Here is a 23,103-nt window from a genome sequence, read left to right as displayed (position 1 = left end):
GATACTACTTTTCAAAAATATTTTACGAAACAAAAATCATTTTTACAGAATTAAAATTTTAATTTACTTTCAAATCATTTAATAGTACCTTTGCAGCTCAAATAATTAAGATGAGATTACACAGAAACTTAGTATATACTACTATTGATTCGCTAAATGCTATTTTTAACGAAGGAGAATATGCCGACAAAGTAGTAGCAAGAGCATTAAAAAAAGACAAACGCTGGGGAAGTTCCGATAGAAAATTTGTTGCAGAAACCATCTACGAAATCGTTCGTTGGAAAAGATTATATGCCGAAATTGCCGATGTAAAAGAACCTTATGACAGAGATAACCTTTGGAGAATGTTTGCTGCCTGGGCTGTTTTAAGAGGCTACCCTATTCCGGATTGGCGTCAGCTGGAAGGAACTCCGGAGCGAAAAATCAAAGGACGTTTTGATGAATTATCAAAAAACAGAGCGATCAAAGAATCTATTCCGGACTGGATGGATGAATTGGGGGTAAAAGAATTAGGCGAAAAAGTTTGGGCTAAAGAAATTACAGCTCAAAACCAACAGGCCAAAGTTATTCTTAGAACCAATACGTTAAAAACAACCAAAGAGAAATTAAGAGCCATCTTAATGGACTTAGACATCGAAACTGAATTTTTACCCAATCAGGCAGATGCTTTGGTATTAAAAGAACGCGCCAATGTTTTCCTAACTGATGCTTTCAAACAGGGATTATTTGAAGTACAGGATGCCAGTTCACAATTAGTCGCTCCTTTTTTAGATGTAAAACCAGGAATGCGCGTGGTGGATACCTGTGCTGGTGCGGGTGGAAAAACGTTGCATATTGCTTCTTTAATGGAAAACAAAGGACAATTGATTGCGATGGATTTGTACGAAAGCAAATTGAAGCAATTAAAATTAAGAGCCAAAAGAAATAGCGCTTTCAACATTGAATACCGTATTATTGACAGTACAAAAGTGATCAAAAAACTGCACGAAAAAGCAGATCGCGTGTTGATTGACGCGCCTTGTAGCGGATTGGGAGTTTTAAAAAGAAATCCGGATGCCAAATGGAAATTACAACCGGAATTCATAGACAACATCCGCAAAGTTCAGGCGGAAGTTTTAGAGAATTATTCTAAAATTGTAAAACCGGGCGGAAAATTGGTTTACGCCACTTGTTCGGTTCTTCCTTCAGAAAATCAGGAACAGGTAGAACGTTTTTTGAAAACAGAAATCGGGAAACAATTCACCTTTGTAAAAGACCATAAAATTTTAGCTTCTGAATCTGGCTTTGACGGATTTTATATGGCACTTTTAGAGAGAAAAATATAAATTGTACTAAACAATTGCAATAACAAATTCAAAAGTGATTGCTAAAAAAAAGTTCCGTTTTCTGATTAGAAAACGGAACTTTTTTTTATTGATACTGTGATTGAAATTGACATTAACCTAGTCGTTCATCGAAATCAAAAACTCTTCGTTATTTCTGGTTTTTCTAAAACGATCGTTGATAAATTCCATAGCCTCAATTGGGTTCATATCCGAAAGGTACTTACGCATAATCCACATTCTTTGCAGCGTATTATCATCCAGTAATAAATCATCACGACGCGTACTTGAAGAAGTCAAATCAATCGCAGGAAAAATACGTTTGTTGGCAATTTTTCTGTCTAATTGCAACTCCATATTACCCGTTCCTTTAAATTCTTCGAAAATAACCTCATCCATTTTCGAACCTGTTTCGGTTAAAGCCGTAGCAATAATACTTAAGGAACCTCCTTTTTCAACATTACGAGCCGCTCCAAAGAAACGTTTTGGTTTTTGCAAAGCATTAGCATCCACCCCCCCACTCAATACCTTACCAGAAGCCGGTTGAACGGTATTGTAAGCTCGCGCTAAACGCGTAATAGAGTCTAACAAAATCACCACATCATGACCGCATTCTACCAAACGTTTTGATTTTTCTAAAACGATATTCGCAATTTTAACGTGTTCCTGTGGTTCTCTGTCAAAAGTAGAAGCAATTACTTCACCTCTTACCGAACGCTGCATATCCGTAACCTCCTCAGGACGTTCATCAATCAACAAAACAATAAGATATACTTCGGGATGATTCGCTGCGATAGCATTGGCTATTTCCTTCAACAGCATAGTTTTACCCGTTTTTGGCTGGGCTACAATCATACCACGTTGTCCTTTTCCTATTGGAGAAAACAAATCGATAATTCGGGTAGAAATGGTACTTTCTCTTTCGGCTAATTTGAATTTTTCTGAAGGAAAAACAGGAGTTAAATGTTCGAATGAAATTCGGTCTCTCACTACCTGCGGGTCATGTCCGTTAATTTTTAAAACGCGTACTAAAGGAAAGAATTTCTCTCCTTCTTTTGGAGGTCTTACCACTCCTTTTACGGTATCTCCGGTTTTCAATCCAAACAATCTGATTTGGGATGTTGACAAATAAATATCGTCAGGGGAAGCTAAATAGTTATAATCGGAAGAACGTAAAAAACCATAACCGTCAGGCATCATTTCTAATACCCCTTCACTTTCAATGATTCCGTCAAATTCAAAATCAGCATCTCTAAAATTAGTGTTCTTCTTATTTTTGTGATTTTGATTCTGGTTCTGATTAGGATTATTTTGATTTTGATTTTGCTTATTCTGATTTACTTCATCAGTTCGCTTGCGCTCATGTGGATTTATTTTCTTTTGCGGAGCCGGAGTTGCAACTTCCGATACAACATCCATTTGAGCTGTTTCAACAGCTACCGGATTATCATTAGTAGCTTCTTTATTTTCTTTGTTTTTCTTTAAAGCGACTTTCTTTTCATAATTCGCTTTATTAAACTTAACTGCTTTTGGTTTTTCGGCGGCAGCTGTTTCTTCTGATTTTTTATCAGATTCTCCCGCAACCACATCGTTTACAACAGTATCAGCCTGAAACGCTGTTTTCTCATCAGTTTGCACTGCTTCTGCTGTTTCCTCATGAGCAACAACTTCATTTTTTGGAGCTGACTGCTTTTTAGCCGGGGTAATACGAACTCTTTTAGGTTTATTATCTGCCTCTGCCACGGGAGCTTCATCGGCAACTACTGTGGCTGCCAAAGTGCTTTGAAATTCCAAAATACTTGTAATTAAAGCTTCTTTTTTAACACCGTTATATTTTATTGTTTTAGCTGCTTTAGCTATTTGTTGAAGCTCAGAAAGCTTCATTTCTTTTAATGCAGAAATATCAAACATGAATATTCTATGAATTTAATTAAAGATGGGGAATCTTGAAAAGATTTAGGTGTATTTTTTATTTTGAATTCACCGCAGTATGAAGTGCTTACGGTATTGTAATGCAATAATACGAATAAAAAATTAGGATACAATAGTATTTTAAAAAAAGAAAATATATTTTTGTAAAGCAATATTGAGAATATGATACAGCGAATTCAAACCGTATATTTACTTTTAGCTTTTGTTATTACAGGAGTTTTGCCTTTTATTTTTCCTTTATGGACTTTGAGCAACGGTAAAGCCTTTTTGTTTATGCAAAATCAGTTGTATATTGTTTTGTTTGGACTAAGTACCACATTATCCGTATTAAGCATTTTATCCTATAAAAAAAGACAAAATCAATTTGTCATTGGCAGATTGAATATCATATTAAATTTGATTTTATTAGGATTGTTTTTATATCGTTCACTAAATTTATCTGGAGAAACTCCTGTAGTTTCTGAGAAAGGTATTGGGATGTTTCTGCCTATTTTTGCAATCGTGGCATTAGTTTTAGCTAACAAAGCGATTAAAAAAGATGAAGATCTTGTAAAATCTGTGGACAGATTGAGGTAACCCTATAATTTTAATTTATTAGTGCGAAGGAAACCCGAATTTAATATTCGGGTTTTTTTGTGTTCTATTTTGTACATTTGAAACCATTAGTTTGCAATCATGGAAAAAACAATACGAATTCATTTAGCCGATGACCACAAAGTACTAATTGATGGCATGCGAACCTTATTAAATTCAATTCCTAAATTCAACGTAGTAGGTTATTCACTAAAAGGAACAACCCTTTTTGAAGAAGTAACCAATAATGCTACTGACATTTTAGTTTTGGATATTAGCATGCCCGAAAAAGACGGTATCGAAGTACTTAAGGAATTTTCTAAAAAAGGTTTTCCCTGCAAAGTAATTGTACTTTCGACTTATGACGATCTGAAAATAATTCAGGAAGTGATGAAATTAGGCGCAAGCGGCTATTTGTCTAAACAATGTGCCGGAGAAAGTATTGTAGAAGCTATACAGGTTGTAAGTACCGGCGAGGAATATTTCTCTAATCAGGTTCGGGAAACTATTTTTGATTCGGCTACTAAAAAGAATCCAAAACTCAACCAAACCACCATTAGTCCGGAATACCAGTTAACCGGAAGAGAAATCGAAATTATCACACTCATCGCCTTAGAATACAGTGGAAAAGAAATCTCCGAAAAACTTTTTATCAGTTCCAATACGGTTGAAACACATCGTAAAAAAATTTTGAAGAAATTAAATGCCAAAAACACCATTAGTTTGGTCAAATTTGCCTTAAAAAACAACTTAATCAAATCTTAATCTGAAGCTGTTCTACTTCTTTTATTCATGTCTTTCAAACATTTATACCGCTTTTTATTACTATTCCTGCTAAGCAGTACTCATTTGTTGTTTTCGCAAACCAACAGCGAAATACACAAAGAAACTACGGCTTTGACTCAAAAAGCGACCGATTTAATGAAAACAGAAAAATATGAAGAGTCGCTGATACTTTCCCGCAAGGCACTGACTAATGCTATCACTTTAAAAGACAATAATCTTATTGCGCTTAATTACAACACTATTGCGGCAAATTTTGATCAGTTGGGCGAGTTTGAAAAAGCTTTGTTTTATTACAAAAAAGCTATTGTTCATGCGAATAAAACAAATAACTTCCATCTTAAAAACTGGATTTACAACAATTTGGGAAACATTTATTGCTTTAACAAAAAAGAATACAACAAAGGAATTTACTATTATAAAAAATCACTCGATTTCAGCACTAAAATTGCCGATTCATCCGAAATTCTTTTCACCAAACTCAATATTACCTGGGCTTATTTTGATATTCAAAGTTTCGATTCCGGACTTCCTTACTTGAATTATGTAAATAAATACCATCCAAAAAACGGAGACACATCAACTATTGTAGCCCTAAACATGCTTAATGGCATGTATCATTCCCATAAAAACAATTTCGAAAGAGCTACTTTTTATTTTGAAAAAGCCATAAAACTGGGAGAAAAAGAAAATGAAAAATCCGATTTGTCTTTTACACATCAGGAATATGCTAAGTTTTTATACAAAATAAAAAACTATGAAAAAGCCTATGAACATTTAAACGCTTATAATAAAATTACCGACGAATTGAATAACGAAGAAAAACTTCGAAAACTAAATATTGCCGGAATTAATCTCGAAATAGACGAATACAGAAGAGAAATAGACAACATTAAAACAGAATATAAAACCAGTCACCAACTTTTGCTGGAAAAACAATCTAAAAACCGATTGTACAGTATCATTATTATCTCGACCTTATTGCTTATTATCGTTTTTTCATATTTCTATTTTCAAAACAGCCAATTAAAACAAAAAAACAGAATCAAAGACATTGAAAGTAAAATTCAGGAAAATATTATTACCGCTTCGATAAATGGTCAGGAAATGGAACGCAAAAGAATTGCTTCGTTCCTGCATGACAACATCAGCGCATTACTTTCTTCGGCTGCTTTACACCTCACTGTTTTTTCAACAAAAAACAAAACAAATAGTGAGGAAATCACTAAAACTAAGTCCATCCTGATTCAAACACATTATAAAATTCGGGATTTATCACACCAGCTTTTACCTTCTTTATTAGCCCGTTTTGGACTATTTTATGCTTTAAATGATTTATGCGAAATAAACTCCAACTCGGCTATCCAATTTGATTATTCCTCTAATGTGACCTCCGAAACCCGCTACGATGAAGATTTTGAAATGAAAATTTATTTCATTGTCAGCGAATTATTAAACAATATCAACAAACACAGTAAGGCTAAAAGGGCCAAATTAACTCTAAAACAACAAAATAACCAACTCCATATTCAGGTAAAAGACAACGGAATTGGCTTTGAGATTAATCCCCACAAAACTATAGATGGTTTTGGTCTCAACCAAATCAAAGCCCGAATCAATACTATGAAAGGAAAATTTAAAATTGATTCCGTTCCAAACGAAGGAACTACCGTTAAGATTAGTGTTCCAATTGAATTCAAAATCTAATCAGACTCTTTTCCCCAATTCGATAATTTCCAAATCCTTGATTTTATCGCCATCAATTACAAATCGTAACATGGTGCGCATTTGATGAAATCCGCTTTTTCCACAGGCTCCCGGATTCATATGCAACAAATTGTGTTGTTTATCAAACATTACTTTTAAAATATGCGAATGCCCGCAAATAAATAATTGCGGTGGATTGGCAAGCATTTCAGCCCTTACATTAGGATTGTATTTCCCCGGATAGCCGCCAATATGTGTCATCCAAACCGAAACACCTTCGCACATAAACCGATTGTGTAACGGAAATTCTAAACGCGCCTGTGCATCATCAATATTTCCATAAACAGCCCGCAAAGGTTTTACTATTTTGATGGTATCTATAACTTTCAAATCGCCAATATCACCGGCATGCCAAACCTCATCGGCTTGATTTACATATTTTAAAATAGCATCGTCAATATGGCTGTGTGTATCCGAAAGTAAAAGGATTTTTTTCATTATTAGTTTTAGAATCTAAGATTTCAAAACGCTAAGATACTACGCTTTTTTTTAGGTTAAATTCTGAAATCTTAAAGATTTTTCCATAAAAATTAATTTTAACCTCAAATAGATTGTCAAACAGCTCTTAACAAAAACTTAGTATCTTAGCCACTAAGCAGCTTAGTTACTTTTTTGTACCTTTGAAATTCTGAAACTTTGAGATTAAAAACTTGAGATATTTTATAAAATTAGCCTATAACGGCACTCCTTATAACGGTTGGCAAATACAGCCAAACGCTCCTTCGGTACAGGAAACTTTAAACAAAGCTTTTTCTGTTTTATTACATTCCGAAATCAGCCTCATGGGAGCCGGACGAACCGATACAGGTGTTCATGCCCGGGAAATGTATGCCCATTTTGATTTTGACGCTCCTTTTGACCCCAAAAAATTAGTTTACAAACTCAATTCATTCCTACCAAAAGACATTGTTATTTATGCTATTTTTAGTGTTGCTGATGAAGCACATTGTCGTTTTGACGCTGCCAAAAGAACCTATGAATACCATATCAACACTTTTAAGGATGCTTTTTTACAGGAACAAAGCTGGTATTTGAATCAAAAATTAGATGTAGATTTAATGAATGAAGCAGCAAAATTGCTGTTACAACACACCAATTTCCAATCCTTTTCAAAAGTTAACACCGATGTAAATACGTTTGATTGTACTATTTTTGAAGCGAATTGGACACAAAAAGATAATAAATTAATTTTCACGATTTCGGCAAACCGTTTTTTGAGAAACATGGTGCGTTCTATTGTCGGAACTTTGGTAAACATTGGTTTGCATAAAATAAATTTGGACGATTTTAAATCTATTATCGAAAGTAAAAACAGAAAAAAAGCAGGATTTTCAGTTCCTGCCCACGGATTGTATTTAACAAAAATTGAATATCCTTACATAGAGGATTAGTCCTTAGTAACTAGTCCTTAGTTTTTAAATTATAAATAAAAACTAAAAACTAAGGACTAAGGACTATAAACTAAGAACTAAAACAAAATAAATGAAAGCAAAAGTATTTGACACCCGATTATTCAAGCGAATATTACAATACACCAAACCCTATCAATGGCGTTTTAATGGTGTGGTTATATTTGCTGTTTCCTTATCTGTTTTTGCTGCTTTACGTCCGTATTTATTAAAACAAACTGTTGACAGCTATATTCAAACCGAAGATGCTCCGGGACTTTTGCTCTACATTAGTTTAATGGGAATCGTACTTTTATTGGAAGTTTTTTCCCAATTTTATTTTGTGTATTGGGCCAACTGGCTGGGACAGGATATTGTAAAAGACATTCGAATCAAATTGTTCAAACACATTTTGAGTTTCCGAATGAAATATTTTGATTTGATACCGGTTGGACAATTGGTTACCCGCTCGGTTTCTGATATTGAGTCGATTGCCCGTATTTTCAGTCAGGGTTTATTCATGATTATAAGTGACCTTATGAAAATGCTTGTGGTACTTATTTTTATGTTTTACATGAACTGGAAACTCACCTGGATTGTCATTATTGCAATGCCTATTCTGGTATTTGTAACCCGAATTTTCCAAGGTAAAATGCAAATTGCTTTTGAAGAAGTACGAACCCAAATTGCCAATATGAACACCTTTGTTCAGGAAAGAGTAACGGGAATGAAGATTGTACAACTCTTTAACCGCGAAGAAATTGAATCGAAAAAATTCAAAGAAATCAACGAAAAACATCAAAATGCCTGGATTAAGACCATTTTGTACAACTCCATCTTTTTCCCGATTGCCGATATTATTTCGTCATTAACTCTTGGATTTGTAGTGTTGTACGGCGGTATCAAAATCTTAAATGGCGATCATTTTACCACTTTTGGAGATTTGTTCTCTTATACCATGTTCATCAGTATGTTGTTCAACCCGTTACGTCAGATTGCGGATAAATTCAACGAGATGCAACTGGGAATGATTGCAGCCAATCGTGTTTTTGAAATTATTGACAAACAAGACCAAATTCAGGATACCGGAACTATTGAAGCTCCTGTTTTTAAAGGCGCTATTACTTTTAAAAACGTTCGTTTTAGTTATATCGACAAAGAAGAAGTCATCAAAGGAATTGATTTAAGTGTAAATCCCGGAGAAACTATTGCCATCGTGGGGTCAACTGGTGCCGGAAAATCAACTATCATCAACCTATTGAATCGTTTTTATGAAATCAAAAGCGGAAGTATCAGTATTGACAATGTTAATATTGACCATTATACGCTAAGTTCACTTCGAAAACAAATTGCCATTGTACTTCAGGATGTGTTTCTTTTTGCCGATACCATTTACAACAACATCACTTTAAACAATCCCGATATTACAAAAGAGCAGGTTTATGTTGCAGCAAAAGAAATTGGCGTACATGATTTTATCATGAGTCTGCCTGACAATTATGATTTTGATGTCAAAGAACGCGGAGTCATGCTATCGTCAGGACAACGTCAGCTGATTGCATTTTTAAGAGCTTATGTGAGCAATCCGAGTATTTTAATTCTGGACGAAGCTACCTCCTCTATTGACACTTATTCCGAAGAATTAATTCAGTGCGCCACCGAAACCGTTACCAAAGGAAGAACTTCTATCGTTATTGCACACCGCCTGGCAACCATCGTGAATGCTAATAAAATTGTAGTAATGGACAAAGGATTAATCGTTGAAGAAGGAACGCATCAGGAATTAATAAACAAAGAATCCGGTTATTATAAAAACCTCTATGATTCTCAATTTTCATTAGCCGAATAATTTATGAATACTTCCAATATCATATTACAGGCCAGACAAATAAGCATTGGTTATGCTCACAAAAAAGAGCAAAACATCGTAGCTTCGGGCATTGATTTAACCTTAGAAAAAGGCAAATTAGTCGCTTTAATTGGTGCAAATGGGATTGGAAAATCAACTTTATTACGAACTATCACCGGCATTCAAAAAACAATTTCAGGCACTGTTTTTTTGAACGAAAAAGACATTCACCACATGAATACTTTGGCCTTAGCCAAAAATTTAAGTTTGGTTTTAACCGAGAAATTGCCTCCAAGCAATTTAAGCGTTTTTGAATTGGTCGCTTTAGGAAGACAGCCTTACACCAATTGGATTGGCACTTTAACCGAAGAAGATGTAGACAAAGTCAACGAAGCCTTAACGCTTACGCAAATTGAACACTTGGCTTCCAAAAAACATTTTGAAATTAGTGACGGCCAGCTGCAAAAAGTCTTAGTTGCCCGGGCACTTGCTCAGGACACACCGATCATTATCTTAGACGAGCCAACCACTCATTTGGATTTATTGCACAAAGTAGCCTTATTCAAACTCCTGAAAAAACTCACGCAGGAAACCCAAAAATGCATCCTTTTTTCAACACATGACATCGATTTGGCGATCCAATTGAGTGATGAAATGATTATTATGACACCCGAAACTGTCGTTCAGGATCAACCCTGCAATTTAATTTCCAAAGGAAGTTTTAACAGCTTATTCAAAGACGAACACATTGTTTTTGATGCTACAAAAGGAAAGTTTGTAATTAGTTAATTTTTTCAAATTCAAAAAAAATTAAACCACTAAAAACCAACGATTTATTTTAAAAAAATCGTACTTTTATTCTCTTTCTTTTTGCTCCAAAGCTAAACTTATCTACATCATTAAATAATCATTTAAATTCTTTAATCATGGAAAATTTGTTTACTCTGTCCAAAAAAACGATTGCTTTTGTAGCTTTGCTTGCCCTTTTTGCCTGTAGTTCAGACGAAATAACGAACAGTGATTTAGAAGCTAATTCGACCTTATTACTTTCCGGAAAAGTTAATTCAGAAAAACTACTTGTTTTTAAAGGTCCTGAAGTCCAACTGGGTTATGGAAAAGTCCGTTCCTGGATAAGCGTTACTCAAAATGGCAATCCAAACGAAATTGGCTTGGAAATAACCGCCGAAGCTTTTAAAAATCTTACTGATGAAGATGACAAAAAAATCCCTGCCGACCACTCGACAATCATTGTTCCTTTGCATCTGAAAGCCAGACAACTTACGCCATTCAACCACATAGGACTCAACTGGAATCCGCACGGACATATTCCGGAAGGCGTTTTTGATGTTCCTCATTTTGACATTCACTTTTACATGATTTCGGTAGCTGAGCAAATGGCTATTCCGGCCTGGTCTGAAGAAACTGACGCCGCATTCAATAATTATCCACCGCAAGGATACATGCCTGCCGATTATTTCACTCCGCCCGGTGATGCCACTGCCGAGCCGCAAATGGGTAAACACTGGCTACCGGTTAATTTACCAGACTTTTTACCTTTCACCAAAATTATGATTTACGGTTCTTATGATGGAAAAGTAATTTTTACAGAACCAATGATTACACTGGAGCATTTGCTCTCTAAAATGGACAGTTACAACGATTATTCCCAACCGGAATTTTTCCAAAAACCCGGAAATTATCCAACAAAATATAATATTTATCACAATCCCGATAACGGCAACACTTATATTACTTTAAGTGGTTTTGTCGCACGGGAATAACAGGTAAAAAAAAGAGGAAGCAAACACTTCCTCTTTTTTTATAGTTTTCAAAAATTTAAATGCTGTTTAGAGCCAACTGTCGCTTAGCTTCGCCAACCACAAAAGCCACTGAATTAGCAATATTAAAACTTCTGATTTTATTAGACATTGGAATCGTCAGTTGATTTTCTTGTGGAAATAAAGCCAAAAAATCTTTACTCAAGCCCACACTTTCTTTTCCAAAAACCAACCAGTCACCGTCCTGAAATTTATTTTCCAAATACGATTTTTCGGCATGTGAACTCATCAAAAAAACTCTGGATTGATCCCGAATCTGCTCTAGCCATTCTGCTACATTTTGATATTCAGTCACATCCAGATGCACCCAATAATCCAAACCCGAACGTTTTAAATTTTTGTCATTTATCACAAAACCATAAGGATGAATCAAATGCAAACGACTTTCAGTTCCTACACACAAACGACCAATATTTCCGGTATTATTTGGAATTTCAGGCTCTACTAAAACGATATTAAGCATTATTTTGATTTGTTAATTGGGTTATTTGATATTAAAATTTTCTACTTCAATTACTTCTCCGGCTTTTAAATGATTCAAATATACGTTTCCAATACGAACACGCACCAAACGCAACGTAGGAAATCCAACAGCCGAAGTCATTTTTCGCACCTGACGGAACTTCCCTTCGCTAATAGTAATGGAAGCCCAGGAAGTCGGTCCGTGACGTTCGTCTCTGATTTTTTTTCCTCGGGGACCAAAATCGGGAATTTCATCTAATAATCGGGCTTCGCAGGGTTTGGTGAGGTATTTTGTTCCGTTAAAACCAATTTTAACGCCTTTTTTTAGCTCTTCAATTGCTTCCTGAGTTATCCGTCCATCCACCTGAACATAATATTCTTTTTCCACTTTTTTGGAACGAACATATTCGCTCATTTTTCCGTCGGTTGTCAACAATAGCAATCCTTCCGAATCTTCGTCTAAACGACCAATGGCCATCGTTCCTTCCGGAAAAGGAAACAATTCCCCCAATAGTTTTTTCTTTCGCTTCAATTCATAAATAAACTGACTCAGATAACCATAAGGTTTGTGAAGAATAAAATGCTGATGCAACATGCTCTGAAGTAAAATTTGAGCAAAAATAAACAAAATGAAAGCAGCGCTAAAACATTTCGAAGCGAATTCGACTCAAAATAAATTTAGACAAAAAACCTAAAAAGAAATATTCAAACCGAAATTAAAATTCAATTGTAATTGATTGAAATTTTGGTTTTGAACAGGCTGTGAATAATAATTCACTCCCGGTTCTACAAAAACCTTGGTCTTTTTGTACAATTCATATTGCAACGTACTGCTCAAAACCGTTCCGAAAACCATTTCATTTACATCTGAATTTTTACCAATTGCATTATTATTCAATAAAACTTCATTAGAAATTACCGTACCTACAAATCCTCCGGTATTCAAATTAATGCGGGCTTTTCCTTTATTTAAAATCGCATAAGAAACCTCCAAAGGCAGTTCTAAATACTGCATTCTTTGGGATAAATTGGCTGTTTCATAAAAGGTAGCGCTTAAGGTATTTTGTGGCTGATTGGGCTGCTGAGGAATAAATAAATAATTCGGATTATTCACAATGCTGTGTTTCTCCTTAGGTTGTGGCGAAAACGGAATTTTAGAAATATTCACTAAACTTTTCGCCGAATTCACATAAGAAACATTTGCCAGTTGCTGCCCGAGTTCGCTTACCTTAACTCCGGCTCTCACCGCCCAACGACGATTGAATTTATAATTGGTTTTCACCCCATAATTGTACCCGGTTTGAGATTCAATAGTATTTCCTAAAGACTTTTGATTTCTTACATTTTGCGAACTATTAATTCCGGCAAATAGCTGCAACGACCATTTCTCCTCTGCCGAAGTTATTTTTTCTTTCTTTTGCTGCTCTTGAGCGATAGTCTCCAAAGCGTTTTCTTCCGTCTTTACAGCAATTGGATTTTCTTTTATTTTAGAATCGGGAACAGTAGTTTCAGCGATATTTTTAGTTGCAATTGGTGTTTTATCTGTTAAATTCTCCTCTGATTTTGACGATATTAATGATTTACTTTTATCTTCTTTAATTGTAGCTGCCGTTTTTGAAACCCCTGATACTGCTTTTTGATTAGATTGTAAAATTGGATTTTGATTTGTACTTACAACACTGTTTTTTTGATCTGCTTGCTGCTCTTCTTTATTTTTATTCCTTACTACTCCTTTTAAAATTTCCGGTTTTGATTCCTTATTCACTAAGCTGTCTTCATTCTCTTCCGATTGAGTTCCTCTGGATTGATTCACGACTCCATTTTCATGCTGCACCGGAATATTTTGCAGTGAATGTTCTTTGTCTGAATAAAAATAAAAAGTAGCCAAAAGTCCTAAGCCAATTAGCAAACTAGCAGCAACCGGCCACCAAAAAACAAAGCCTTTTTTCTTTTCAGAAGAAGCTAATTTTTCCTCAATCCCTTTCCACAAATCATCGGGAGGGTTTTTGGAAAAATCTTCCAAAGAAGAAAATAGTTTCTCTATATCATCTTTTTTCATAAGTTCTTTATAAACGTGGCCTGAAGCCAATCCTTTTCATTAATCTATTTGTTTCAAAGCTCTGATGGCACTAATTTGTTTTTGCAAATTACTTTTAGCACGGTTCAAATTTGACTTAGAAGTGCCTTCCGAAATATTCAGTACGCTGGCAATTTCTTTGTGTTTCATTTTCTCAAAATAATACAGGTTGAAAACCAATCGGTATTGATCAGGTAATTGTTGAATGCATGCTAATAATTGTTCCTGCGGAATTAAAAAACGTTCAGCTTCTTCGTCTTCATCAATCATTTCTTCCGAATACATTTCATCTGTCAGCAAAATATCTTTTTTTCTCTTATTTAAAGTTTCAATGAGTTTGTTGATGAAAATACGTCTCAGCCAGCCTTCAAAACTTCCTTCAAAACGGTATTGCTCCATTTTTTGAAAAGCAATCACAAAAGCTTCCTGAAAAACATCTTTAGCATCCTCTTCATTTTTCATATATTTCAGGCACAGACCATACAATACAGGAGCAAACAACTGATAAATTTTCTGTTGTCCTCCTCTATCATTTTCGATACATTTTCGGATATAATGGTCTATTGGTTCTTTCAAAAAATAAGGATTAAAAACAATTTGATGTTAACAAATTTAAAACATTCTTATTTTAAATTATCGGACATAGGTTAAAATATAACCATCTGCAAAATTGTCCTGAATACTCATTTCGCTCTTATCAATATATCGAATTACATAATTCATTTCGTTAAAATTCAGTAAATAATGTTCCTGATTATCAAAAATACTTTTGCCCGTTTTAATAGTGTAAGGATAATTTCCGGTCTCCATATCATTCGTAAAAACGGTTACTTTTTTATTGGCTCCAAAAACCAATTTTATAACTACACCGGTACTTTCGGGTGTAATTAATTCGTTTCCGCTAATGCCGCCGCTGGATTGCTGCCAATACCAGGTTCCAATTACAGCCAGGCGGCTTTGTGCTGTGTCCAACTCATTTTTTGAGGAACAGCATACTAAAAAAAGTACCATCACAAACCCAAAAGACAACTTCATTTTTCCCATACCACTAGCTAACTAATACTTACTAGAGTAAAAAAAATAAAAAAGGTTGCGTGAAAAAAGCATAAAAAAAACTCTTGGGAACCAAATAAAAAAAACGCTAAGTCGGCATTAATCTTTATTTTTGCTTTCAACATTTATAAAACACACTTATGTTCAATATGCTTCCTTTTTTAATTTCGTTTATCATTGCGCTTGTCATTGGTATTTTTATTGGAAAACTTATTTTTTCCGCTCGCTTTCAATCGGAAAAAATCGCTTTAGAAGAAAAATTAATTGCGCTAACCACTCAATTAGAACAATACAAAGAGCAATTTTCAAATGAAAAAATCAAATTCGAAAAACAATTAGAAATCAGCAATCAGGAAAAAGAAGCTATTCGAACTGAAAAAGACAGTCTGGCCATTCAGCTTTCTAAAAAAGAAGTGGATTTTGAAAATCTTTGGGAACGCAACAAAGAACAAAAAGACGAAGTAGAAAAATTACAGGAAAAATTCACTAAAGAATTCGAAAATTTAGCCAATAAAATTCTGGACGAAAAGTCGAATAAATTTACCGAACAAAATAAAGAAAACCTGAAAAACATTCTGACGCCGCTTCAGGATAAAATTCAATTATTTGAAAAGAAAGTCGAAGACACGCACAAAGAAAGTATCGATTATCATGCGGCTTTGCGCCAACAAATTTTGGGCTTACGCGAAATGAACATTCAAATGAGCAAGGAAACCCTGAATTTGACCAAAGCCTTAAAAGGCGACAGTAAAATGCAGGGAAACTGGGGCGAATTAGTTTTAGAGCGTGTTTTAGAAAAATCAGGATTAGAAAAAGGACGCGAATACGAAGTACAGCAAAGTTTTACCACCGATGAAGGAAATCGCGTGATGCCCGACGTGGTGATTAATTTGCCCGACGGCAAAAAAATGATTGTCGATTCAAAAGTTTCGCTGACCGCTTATGAAAAATACATCAATGAAGACGACGACGAAAATAAAAATTCATTTTTAAAAGAACATGTCAATTCAATCAAACGTCACGTAGAACAATTAGGCAACAAAAATTATCAGGATTTGTACCAAATTGAAAGTCCTGATTTTGTATTGCTTTTCATCCCAATTGAACCCGCTTTTGCGATTGCGTTGAATGAAGACGTTAGCCTATACAACAAAGCTTTTGAAAAAAATATTGTAATCGTAACTCCGGCTACTTTACTGGCTACTTTACGCACTATCGACAGTATGTGGACCAATCAGAAACAACAGGAAAATGCCTTTGAAATTGCACGTCAGGCAGGAGCTTTATACGATAAATTTGAAGGTTTTGTAGCCGATTTAATTAAAATAGGCAAAAAAATTGATGAAACAAAAGTGGAATACAGCGGTGCTATGAATAAACTAGTGGAAGGAAGCGGAAACCTGATTAGCCGGGTTGAAAAACTCAAAAAAATGGGAGCCAAAGCCAAAAAAGCATTACCCGAAAGCATCCTGATACGAGCCAAAAAAGACTCCGGTTTCACTGAATAATTCCTAACCGTTTTCATTAATTTATCCCAAATGAAAACGGTTTTTATTTTATTTTTATGGCTCCGTTTCTATTCCGGATAAAAAGCATTAAAAAAACGATATTCTACCCAATCTTAGTCGCTGTTTTATTAGGATTTTTTCACTTTTTTTTCTAACTTTAAGTAGAAAAATTAATGCTGCCATGAAAAAAATTCTACTCTTTTTTTTCTTTTTTTTCATTGTTCCAATAGTTGCTCAGGATAAAAAAATGACAACTAATGGCATCATTACTTTTGAAGCATCCGTTCCTTTCTACGAAGCTGTTGAAGCTAAAAACAATAAGGTTTTTGCTTTTTTAAACAGTAAAAACGGTAATATTAATTTCGTTGCGGGTATTAAAAATTTTCATTTTGAGAGAAGCTTAATGGAAGACCATTTTAATGCTAATTATATGGAAAGTAAAAAATACCCAAAAGCAACTTTTAAAGGTCAAATAGAAAAATTTTCTATTGCCAGAATTAATGCCATTCCTACCGAGCACATCATCAAAGGACGCATGAATATGCATGGCGTTACAAAAAATATCCGGGTAATGGCAAAAATCTCCAAAACTCCCGAAAACAACATTGTCATTCAATCGGATTTTAGTTTGAACACCGATGATTTCAAAATAGAAATTCCTTTTATCGTTCGCAGTAAAATATCTAAAACGGTAAATGTAAATGTGAATTGCACTTTACAATAAAGAGCTTAAAAAACTCTTATCAGGTTAAACCCAAAAGAAATCTCTCCTTTCCCCCAGTCTCCTGTGGTATGTCCTAAGAAACCGGCTTCATGCATCGCTCTTGCATTAGTAAAAAGAATTTGAAAAATATGACCGCCGGTATCGATGTCCATACCAACAGACAACGGGTTTTTGAAAACCGACTGAGATGCCCGATTTAAATGAACACCATAATCCAGATTTAGAGAGAATCTTTTGGACAATTTATACCTTCCTCCCATTCCTAAAGCAAATTGCGCTTTATCCTGCGGATTAGGTGTAATTACATTATTGTTTTCATCTAAAACTTCTACCAGAAAATTTTCGTAGAAAAAAGTGGGTGCTATTTCCAATGAAAAATTATCCGTGAACTTTCTGGACAACAACAACTGACTCACATAACTCAAACGATCCTGAAATTCAAGTGACGGATAATTATCTTTATCCAATTCTGTATTGGCGGCAATACTATTGAAAAAAGCCACTGCTAACGGAAAACCATCACTTTTCTGATTTGCCAACAACCATTTCACTCCCAAATCATAAGTCTTCTGAAATCCGCTTCGGGCAGCCTGAACCGTTACTTTATCGCTTACACCATAAGCAAATTTAATTTGGGTAAAAGCTCCGTCTAAACCAAAAAAATCTTCAAATCCTTTATTCAGATAATCAAAACGATGGGAAATTATCAAATAAAAATCTCCTTCCCCGATGACTTTAGTTGTTTCAAAATTTACAATTTTCAAAGCCTTAAAAGCCGAAAGTTCAGTAGTATTTTCCATTGACGGAGTATCAATTTCTTTTAACAAATCATTTTGAGCCAAAAGAAATAAAGGAAAAAAGAAAACCAGGAATGCACATTTTATCTTCATCTTTAAACTAGTTTAAAATTATACATTGATCCATTTTAAGCTGTTCCAAAAGAGAATCATACCCAATAAGACGGCCTTTAATTTTCACATTGGATTTAATTGTTACTTCAGACGGTAAGGTATCAGTAAAAACAGCAAATAACTTTTGATTTAAAACAACCGAATGAGTTTCGGGATTTAACAAACTAACTTCGCCGCTAACGACTATCGTTTTATTTAAATATTTTGTATCAGCATCGGTTTCATTGTTTTGATAAGCACCAAAAAGAGTTTTCACATCCACCGCATAACTTTCCTTTTCAGTTGCAATATCCCGATGTCCCTGATAAACATAAAAATAAGCTGCAACCAAAAATAGCAGTAAAATCAATATCCCTATGCTTACTTTTTTTTTCATAATCGCAAAAACAAAACAAACAATCTACTGATTTTTAAAAATTAAAAAGAAATATTTAGTAAATTTACTTAAAATATAAATACAAAAGTCATGAGAACAATTTTAAAATTTTTCTCAATAGCAATGGTGTTGTTATTGAGTAGTTGTTCATCAGGCGGTGATTCAGATCCCGGTCCAGACCCAAATCCGGATCCAGATCCGAATCCAACCCCAACAACTGTAACGTATACTAATACAATTAGTCTTGTTATCTCAAGCAATTGTATTTCCTGTCATGGCAGCACTCCAACTAACAATGCAACAATATCTTTAAATACTTATGCAAAAGTTAAAACGGCAGTAGAAAGTAACGGACTAATCGACAGAATTTCGCTCCCACAAGGAAACACTAATATGATGCCTAAGGACGGCACCCGATTGCCTCAGGCTACCATAGACAAGTTTATTACCTGGAAAAACAATGGTTACGTAGAATAATACAAATGAGACTTTTATTCCTTATCGCCGCATTTCTTTTTTTGGGAAAAACAACTGTTTTTTCGCAGGATAAAAAAATAACTAAAACAGGCCGTATTACTTTTGAAGCTTCTGTTCCGTCATTTGAAGAAGTAAAAGCAAGCAATACTACCGTTAGCTGTATTATGGACACTAAAACCGGAGAAATAGCCAGCCTGGCTCTCATGAGAGGGTTTCATTTTAAAGTTGCTCTGATGGAAGAACATTTTAATGAAAATTTTATCGAAAGCAGTAAGTATCCAAAAGCAATTTTTAAAGGAAAAATTAAAAATTTTGATGTTAGCAAAACAAATGCAAAAGGACAAAAATATGATGTTAGCGGAACCCTGACTTTACATGGAGTAACCAAAGAAATTACAGTCCCGGTTGTTATCAAAAAAACAGGAAATAATCTGGAATTAAACGCTGATTTTATCCTGTATCCGGAAGATTTCAACATTAGCATCCCTAAAATTATCCGGCCAAAAATTGCTGAAACTGTAACAGTAAAAGTGAATTATATTTTACAATAATCCGATAAAAACCGCTTATCTCCCTAGACAATCACGCAAGGCGATTTCCAGATTTTCAAATTGAAATTTAAACCCGGCTGCTTTTATTTTTGCATTGGAAATTCTTCTTCCGGTAAGAACCAGTTTCGCCATTTCACCCAAAGCTAATTTTATCAAAAAAGCCGGAACATTGGGTAACCAAATTTTATAATTGTAAATCCCGGCTAAAACTTTCGAAAATATTTTATTGTTAGTATCATCGGTAATAGCAGCATTATAAGCCCCGTTCATCTCTGAATTTATGATTGCTTCTAAATAAATCCGACACAAATCATCAATATGAATCCATGGCATAAATTGTTTTCCGGATCCTAAAACAGCACCTAATTTCAATTTAAAAACAGTACTTAATTGTTTTAACAAACCTTCGTTTTCTCCCAAGACTAATCCGGTTCGAATCCTCACTGTGCGAATGTCTAAATTTTCAAACTGTTGCACAGCTGCTTCCCATTTTTGACAGCTCAAGCCTAAAAAATCGTCGGCAGGCGGCATTTCTTCGGTACAAATTTCCTTTCCGTTTACGGCTCCGTAAATCCCCACCGCCGAAGCTGAAATAAAAGCAGCCACTTTGTGATTGTTTTTTAGTAAAGCTGTATAAAGCAATCGCGCCGACGCCACTCTGCTGAATAAAATAGATTCTTTTCTTTTAGTTGTCCAACGTTTTTGAGCAATACTTTCTCCTGCCAGGTGAATGATATAATCGGCTCTTTCAATAGCTCCAGAAGCTATAGTTTGCTTTTCTAAATCCCACAAATAAAAAGAAACATCGTCAGTATCAGGTTGTTTTTTCCGACTTAAAACAGATACTGAAAAACCATGAGTAACCAACATTGCCGTTAAATGTTTACCTACAAAACCAGTTCCTCCCGTTATTAAAACATTCTTTTTCATGACACCCCTCTTTACTTAATTTATACCAAAATCCCCGCTTTATATGTAGCAATAGCCCGATCTCTGGCAAAATCATGATCAATCATCGGTTGGCCATAGCCCAAATCAAATTCAGGAATCCATTTTCGAATATATATTCCTTTTTCATCAAATTTTTTAAGTTGAATGTCCGGATTAAAAACACGAAAATAAGGCGCCGCATCGCAACCTGTTCCGGCCGTCCATTGCCAATTACCAACATTAGCCGACAAATCATAATCCAATAATTTTTCGGCAAAATAAGCTTCCCCCCATTGCCATTGAATTAAAAGATGTTTACATAAAAAGCTCGCTACCACCATCCGCACCCGATTGTGCATATAACCGGTTTGATTCAGCTGACGCATTCCGGCATCCACCATTGGATAACCCGTTTTTCCTTCGCACCAGCGTTTAAAATCTTCTTCATTATTGCGCCATTGAATGCCATCATAAGCCGACCTGAAATTTTGAGTAACCACTTTTGGAAAATGATACAAAATTTGCATAAAAAACTCTCTCCAAATCAATTCACTCAAAAAAACAGTATTAGTTTTATCAGCAAAATCAACCATTTCACGAACACTCACTGTTCCAAATCGTAAATGAGGCGACAAATAAGAAGTGGCATCTTGCGCTGGAAAATCGCGTTTTTCCTGATAATTCAACAATCCTTCCAACATATAAGCTTTTACTTTGGTGCTATTTTCTACGAAACCAATTTGTCCCAAAGAAGGAAAGGTAAAATTACTTTTATAAAAATTTGAAAACAATCCGGACGTATCATATTCCCTGATTGGATTTTTTCGAAATTGCTCCAACCATTTGTTTTTATAAGGCGTAAAAACCGTATAAGGCAAGCCGTCAGCTTTGGTGATTTCCTTTTCTTCAAAAATTACCTGATCTTTAAAAGCGAATGAAATACTGTTGTTTTTTTCCAATAATTCACAAATACGCTCATCGCGCTCCCTTGCATAAGGTTCGTAATCTTTGTTAAAAAAAACTTCTTTAACATCAAATTCCTCAAGAAGTGACTGCCAAACTTCATGCGTTTTTCCTTTTTTTATCAAAAGTGAACTTCCGGTCAAATGTAAGGCTTTATTGATTTTTGATAAAGTTTCATAAATAAAACCTACACGAGCATCGTCTTTCGGTAAAGCATCTAAAATGGCTTCGTCAAAAATAAACAAAGGAATCACCGGAAACCCCGATTGCAGGGCATGAAACAAACCTACATTGTCCTGGAGCCTCAAATCGCGTCGGAACCAAAAAAAAGAAACAGCAGCCTTAGTCATTTTTGTTAAGAATTAAAGATTTCTTTGATTTTCTCTGCCCGATACTCAAAAATTTCTTTGAGTTTGTTTTTGACTACCAAAGCATTCAGCATGCGCCCGATAAAACCTAAAGGCAATGCATAATGCACCAAATCGGTCATGAGGACTCCATTTTCCACAGGTTCAAAAAAATGTTTATGATGCCATAAGGTGTAGGGACCAAATCGCTGTACATCTATAAAATAACGATTTTCTTCTACGATGGTAATTTCGGTAACCCAAGTGAGTTTTATCCCTAAAAGCGGAGAAACTTTGTATTGAATAATTTGGCCGGGATACATGTTTTTCCCGTCAAAATCAGTGATTTCGAAACCCATTGTCAATGGTGTCATTTTTTGCAAATTGCGCGGACTGGAAAAAAAAGTCCAACATTCTTCAACAGACGCATTGACTTTTTGAACGCTTTGTTTAGAATATACTTTCATCTGATTTTTTTGTTAGTTGGATTTGCGTGAAGGATGGAAGCGGCATCCTTTTATGTAGTCCCGCCTCTTCCGGACTGCATAAAAGATATAGCATACAGCCTGACCCCGCTGAAACGATAGTGCAATGTCATTAAGTTAAGCTTTTTTCGTCACTTCGAGTGATTTTAAATAATAATGCGGTAGCTTTATTATTTAAAATTGTATCGAGAAGTCTTGTTTAAACTAGAGTTCTCGATACTGGCTTACGATTTTCTATAGCAAATTGTAAGCCAACTCGAACAGACGTATCCTCAACTTAATGACATTGAACGATAGTGAAAGCGGAGGCACACCCGAATTATTTTAGATTTTATAATATTTAAAAGGAACAAAAAGCATCCCGAAACATTCTCCGTCCTGCTTTCCTAAATGCTTGTGATGAACTTTGTGCGCTTTTCGTAAACCAATTAAATATTTGTTTTTAGTGTTTTTAAACCACTTGAAACGCTGATGAATTAAGACATCGTGAATCATGAAATAACAAAAACCGTAAAGGGTAATCCCAAGACCAATAAAAAACAATTCGTTCATTCCGCCTTCGACTCCAAAATAAAAAAGGATGATGCTGGGAATGGCAAAAATGACAAAGAAAATATCGTTGCGCTCAAAAACATGATTGTATTTGGGCTGGTGATGATCGGCGTGAAAATACCACATAAAACCGTGCATGACGTATTTGTGCGTTAACCAGGTAACACATTCCATCAAAAGAAAAACGACTATTGTAATTAAAAATGAAATCATTTTTACTGTTTATAATTCTTAA

The 23,103-nt window shown here is 34.9% G+C and carries 25 protein-coding genes; 12 read left to right on the top strand and 13 right to left on the bottom strand.

The features are described 5' to 3' along the window. The first annotated feature begins 110 nt into the window (after positions 1–110). The gene (locus H599_RS0104835; RefSeq protein WP_026713088.1) at positions 111–1,325 is read left to right on the top strand and encodes an RsmB/NOP family class I SAM-dependent RNA methyltransferase; all 1,215 of its coding nucleotides are present in this window, start codon (positions 111–113) and stop codon (positions 1,323–1,325) included. Between the two features lie 117 nt (positions 1,326–1,442). Here the strand turns inward: H599_RS0104835 and rho are convergent, their stop codons facing one another. Continuing rightward, on the bottom strand, positions 1,443–3,233 hold the full coding sequence (rho, locus tag H599_RS0104830) for a transcription termination factor Rho (RefSeq protein WP_026713087.1): 1,791 nt from the start codon (positions 3,231–3,233) through the stop codon (positions 1,443–1,445). Positions 3,234–3,416: 183 nt separating this feature from the next. Here rho and H599_RS0104825 point away from each other — a divergent pair, with 183 nt between their 5' ends. The 3 genes from H599_RS0104825 (at position 3,417) to H599_RS0104815 (ending at position 6,317) form a co-directional block, all read left to right on the top strand. Next, entirely contained in the window at positions 3,417–3,830 is a 414-nt protein-coding gene (locus H599_RS0104825) for a DUF4293 domain-containing protein (RefSeq protein WP_026713086.1), read from the top strand. Between the two features lie 99 nt (positions 3,831–3,929). Next, the gene (locus tag H599_RS0104820; RefSeq protein WP_026713085.1) at positions 3,930–4,592 is read left to right on the top strand and encodes a response regulator; all 663 of its coding nucleotides are present in this window, start codon (positions 3,930–3,932) and stop codon (positions 4,590–4,592) included. 27 nt (positions 4,593–4,619) lie between these two features. After that, entirely contained in the window at positions 4,620–6,317 is a 1,698-nt protein-coding gene (locus H599_RS0104815) for a tetratricopeptide repeat-containing sensor histidine kinase (protein ID WP_026713084.1), read from the top strand. Here the strand turns inward: H599_RS0104815 and H599_RS0104810 are convergent, their stop codons facing one another. Then, positions 6,318–6,815, bottom strand: a complete 498-nt coding sequence (locus H599_RS0104810) for a metallophosphoesterase family protein (RefSeq protein WP_026713083.1) — start codon at positions 6,813–6,815, stop codon at positions 6,318–6,320. A gap of 212 nt (positions 6,816–7,027) precedes the next feature. On the opposite strand from H599_RS0104810, the gene truA reads away from it, so the two are divergent. The 4 genes from truA to H599_RS19220 all read left to right on the top strand — a co-directional run bounded on the left by truA (position 7,028) and on the right by H599_RS19220 (position 11,395). Next, on the top strand, positions 7,028–7,768 hold the full coding sequence (gene truA / locus H599_RS0104805; RefSeq protein ID WP_026713082.1) for a tRNA pseudouridine(38-40) synthase TruA: 741 nt from the start codon (positions 7,028–7,030) through the stop codon (positions 7,766–7,768). Between the two features lie 91 nt (positions 7,769–7,859). Then, the gene (locus tag H599_RS0104800; RefSeq protein ID WP_026713081.1) at positions 7,860–9,614 is read left to right on the top strand and encodes an ABC transporter ATP-binding protein; all 1,755 of its coding nucleotides are present in this window, start codon (positions 7,860–7,862) and stop codon (positions 9,612–9,614) included. 3 nt (positions 9,615–9,617) lie between these two features. Continuing rightward, positions 9,618–10,403 (top strand): ABC transporter ATP-binding protein, encoded by a 786-nt coding sequence (locus H599_RS0104795; RefSeq protein ID WP_026713080.1) that lies wholly within the window; start codon positions 9,618–9,620, stop codon positions 10,401–10,403. Between the two features lie 137 nt (positions 10,404–10,540). Next, positions 10,541–11,395 (top strand): DUF5602 domain-containing protein, encoded by an 855-nt coding sequence (locus H599_RS19220; protein WP_051590643.1) that lies wholly within the window; start codon positions 10,541–10,543, stop codon positions 11,393–11,395. Positions 11,396–11,450: 55 nt separating this feature from the next. On the opposite strand, the gene H599_RS0104785 is transcribed toward H599_RS19220, so the two are convergent. The 5 genes from H599_RS0104785 to H599_RS0104765 all read right to left on the bottom strand — a co-directional run bounded on the left by H599_RS0104785 (position 11,451) and on the right by H599_RS0104765 (position 14,963). Beyond that, on the bottom strand, positions 11,451–11,915 hold the full coding sequence (locus H599_RS0104785; RefSeq protein WP_026713079.1) for a tRNA (cytidine(34)-2'-O)-methyltransferase: 465 nt from the start codon (positions 11,913–11,915) through the stop codon (positions 11,451–11,453). 21 nt (positions 11,916–11,936) lie between these two features. Continuing rightward, positions 11,937–12,506 (bottom strand): pseudouridine synthase, encoded by a 570-nt coding sequence (locus tag H599_RS0104780; protein ID WP_026713078.1) that lies wholly within the window; start codon positions 12,504–12,506, stop codon positions 11,937–11,939. Positions 12,507–12,605: 99 nt separating this feature from the next. Next, complete coding sequence (locus H599_RS0104775; RefSeq protein ID WP_155960743.1) at positions 12,606–13,973, bottom strand: outer membrane beta-barrel protein; 1,368 nt, start codon at positions 13,971–13,973, stop codon at positions 12,606–12,608. A gap of 39 nt (positions 13,974–14,012) precedes the next feature. Further along, positions 14,013–14,567 carry an RNA polymerase sigma factor gene (locus H599_RS0104770; protein ID WP_026713076.1) on the bottom strand — a complete coding sequence of 185 codons (555 nt, stop codon included), beginning with the start codon at positions 14,565–14,567 and terminating at the stop codon, positions 14,013–14,015. A gap of 57 nt (positions 14,568–14,624) precedes the next feature. Next, positions 14,625–14,963, bottom strand: a complete 339-nt coding sequence (locus tag H599_RS0104765; protein ID WP_162174247.1) for a hypothetical protein — start codon at positions 14,961–14,963, stop codon at positions 14,625–14,627. Between the two features lie 221 nt (positions 14,964–15,184). Here H599_RS0104765 and rmuC point away from each other — a divergent pair, with 221 nt between their 5' ends. Continuing rightward, positions 15,185–16,552 carry a DNA recombination protein RmuC gene (gene rmuC, locus H599_RS0104760; RefSeq protein WP_026713074.1) on the top strand — a complete coding sequence of 456 codons (1,368 nt, stop codon included), beginning with the start codon at positions 15,185–15,187 and terminating at the stop codon, positions 16,550–16,552. A 181-nt stretch (positions 16,553–16,733) separates the two neighbouring features. After that, a complete protein-coding gene (locus H599_RS0104750; protein ID WP_026713073.1) occupies positions 16,734–17,276 on the top strand; it encodes a YceI family protein in 543 nt (180 codons plus the stop codon). 5 nt (positions 17,277–17,281) lie between these two features. Here H599_RS0104750 and H599_RS0104745 read toward each other — a convergent pair whose 3' ends face one another. Beyond that, a complete protein-coding gene (locus tag H599_RS0104745) occupies positions 17,282–18,166 on the bottom strand; it encodes a DUF5777 family beta-barrel protein (protein ID WP_026713072.1) in 885 nt (294 codons plus the stop codon). Positions 18,167–18,173: 7 nt separating this feature from the next. Continuing rightward, the gene (locus tag H599_RS0104740) at positions 18,174–18,563 is read right to left on the bottom strand and encodes an OB-fold protein (RefSeq protein ID WP_026713071.1); all 390 of its coding nucleotides are present in this window, start codon (positions 18,561–18,563) and stop codon (positions 18,174–18,176) included. A gap of 90 nt (positions 18,564–18,653) precedes the next feature. On the opposite strand from H599_RS0104740, the gene H599_RS19215 reads away from it, so the two are divergent. Together H599_RS19215 and H599_RS0104730 are read left to right on the top strand one after the other, a co-directional pair. Continuing rightward, the gene (locus tag H599_RS19215) at positions 18,654–19,040 is read left to right on the top strand and encodes a hypothetical protein (protein ID WP_035141187.1); all 387 of its coding nucleotides are present in this window, start codon (positions 18,654–18,656) and stop codon (positions 19,038–19,040) included. Between the two features lie 5 nt (positions 19,041–19,045). Beyond that, positions 19,046–19,591 carry a YceI family protein gene (locus H599_RS0104730; protein WP_026713070.1) on the top strand — a complete coding sequence of 182 codons (546 nt, stop codon included), beginning with the start codon at positions 19,046–19,048 and terminating at the stop codon, positions 19,589–19,591. A gap of 15 nt (positions 19,592–19,606) precedes the next feature. Here H599_RS0104730 and H599_RS0104725 read toward each other — a convergent pair whose 3' ends face one another. From H599_RS0104725 to H599_RS0104710, 4 genes are all read right to left on the bottom strand, one after another. Then, positions 19,607–20,521, bottom strand: coding sequence for a TIGR01777 family oxidoreductase (locus tag H599_RS0104725; protein ID WP_026713069.1), 915 nt, complete (start codon positions 20,519–20,521; stop codon positions 19,607–19,609). Between the two features lie 20 nt (positions 20,522–20,541). Next, entirely contained in the window at positions 20,542–21,834 is a 1,293-nt protein-coding gene (locus H599_RS0104720; RefSeq protein ID WP_026713068.1) for a cryptochrome/photolyase family protein, read from the bottom strand. A gap of 5 nt (positions 21,835–21,839) precedes the next feature. Beyond that, positions 21,840–22,298, bottom strand: coding sequence for an SRPBCC family protein (locus tag H599_RS0104715; protein ID WP_026713067.1), 459 nt, complete (start codon positions 22,296–22,298; stop codon positions 21,840–21,842). 342 nt (positions 22,299–22,640) lie between these two features. Further along, complete coding sequence (locus H599_RS0104710) at positions 22,641–23,081, bottom strand: sterol desaturase family protein (protein ID WP_026713066.1); 441 nt, start codon at positions 23,079–23,081, stop codon at positions 22,641–22,643. Positions 23,082–23,103 lie beyond the last annotated feature (22 nt).

It is taken from the genome of Flavobacterium daejeonense DSM 17708 (genome assembly GCF_000425425.1).
Classification (GTDB): Bacteria; Bacteroidota; Bacteroidia; order Flavobacteriales; family Flavobacteriaceae; genus Flavobacterium; species Flavobacterium daejeonense.
Note: the sequence above shows the minus strand (reverse complement) of the source record. Positions and strands in the feature narration are given on the sequence as shown.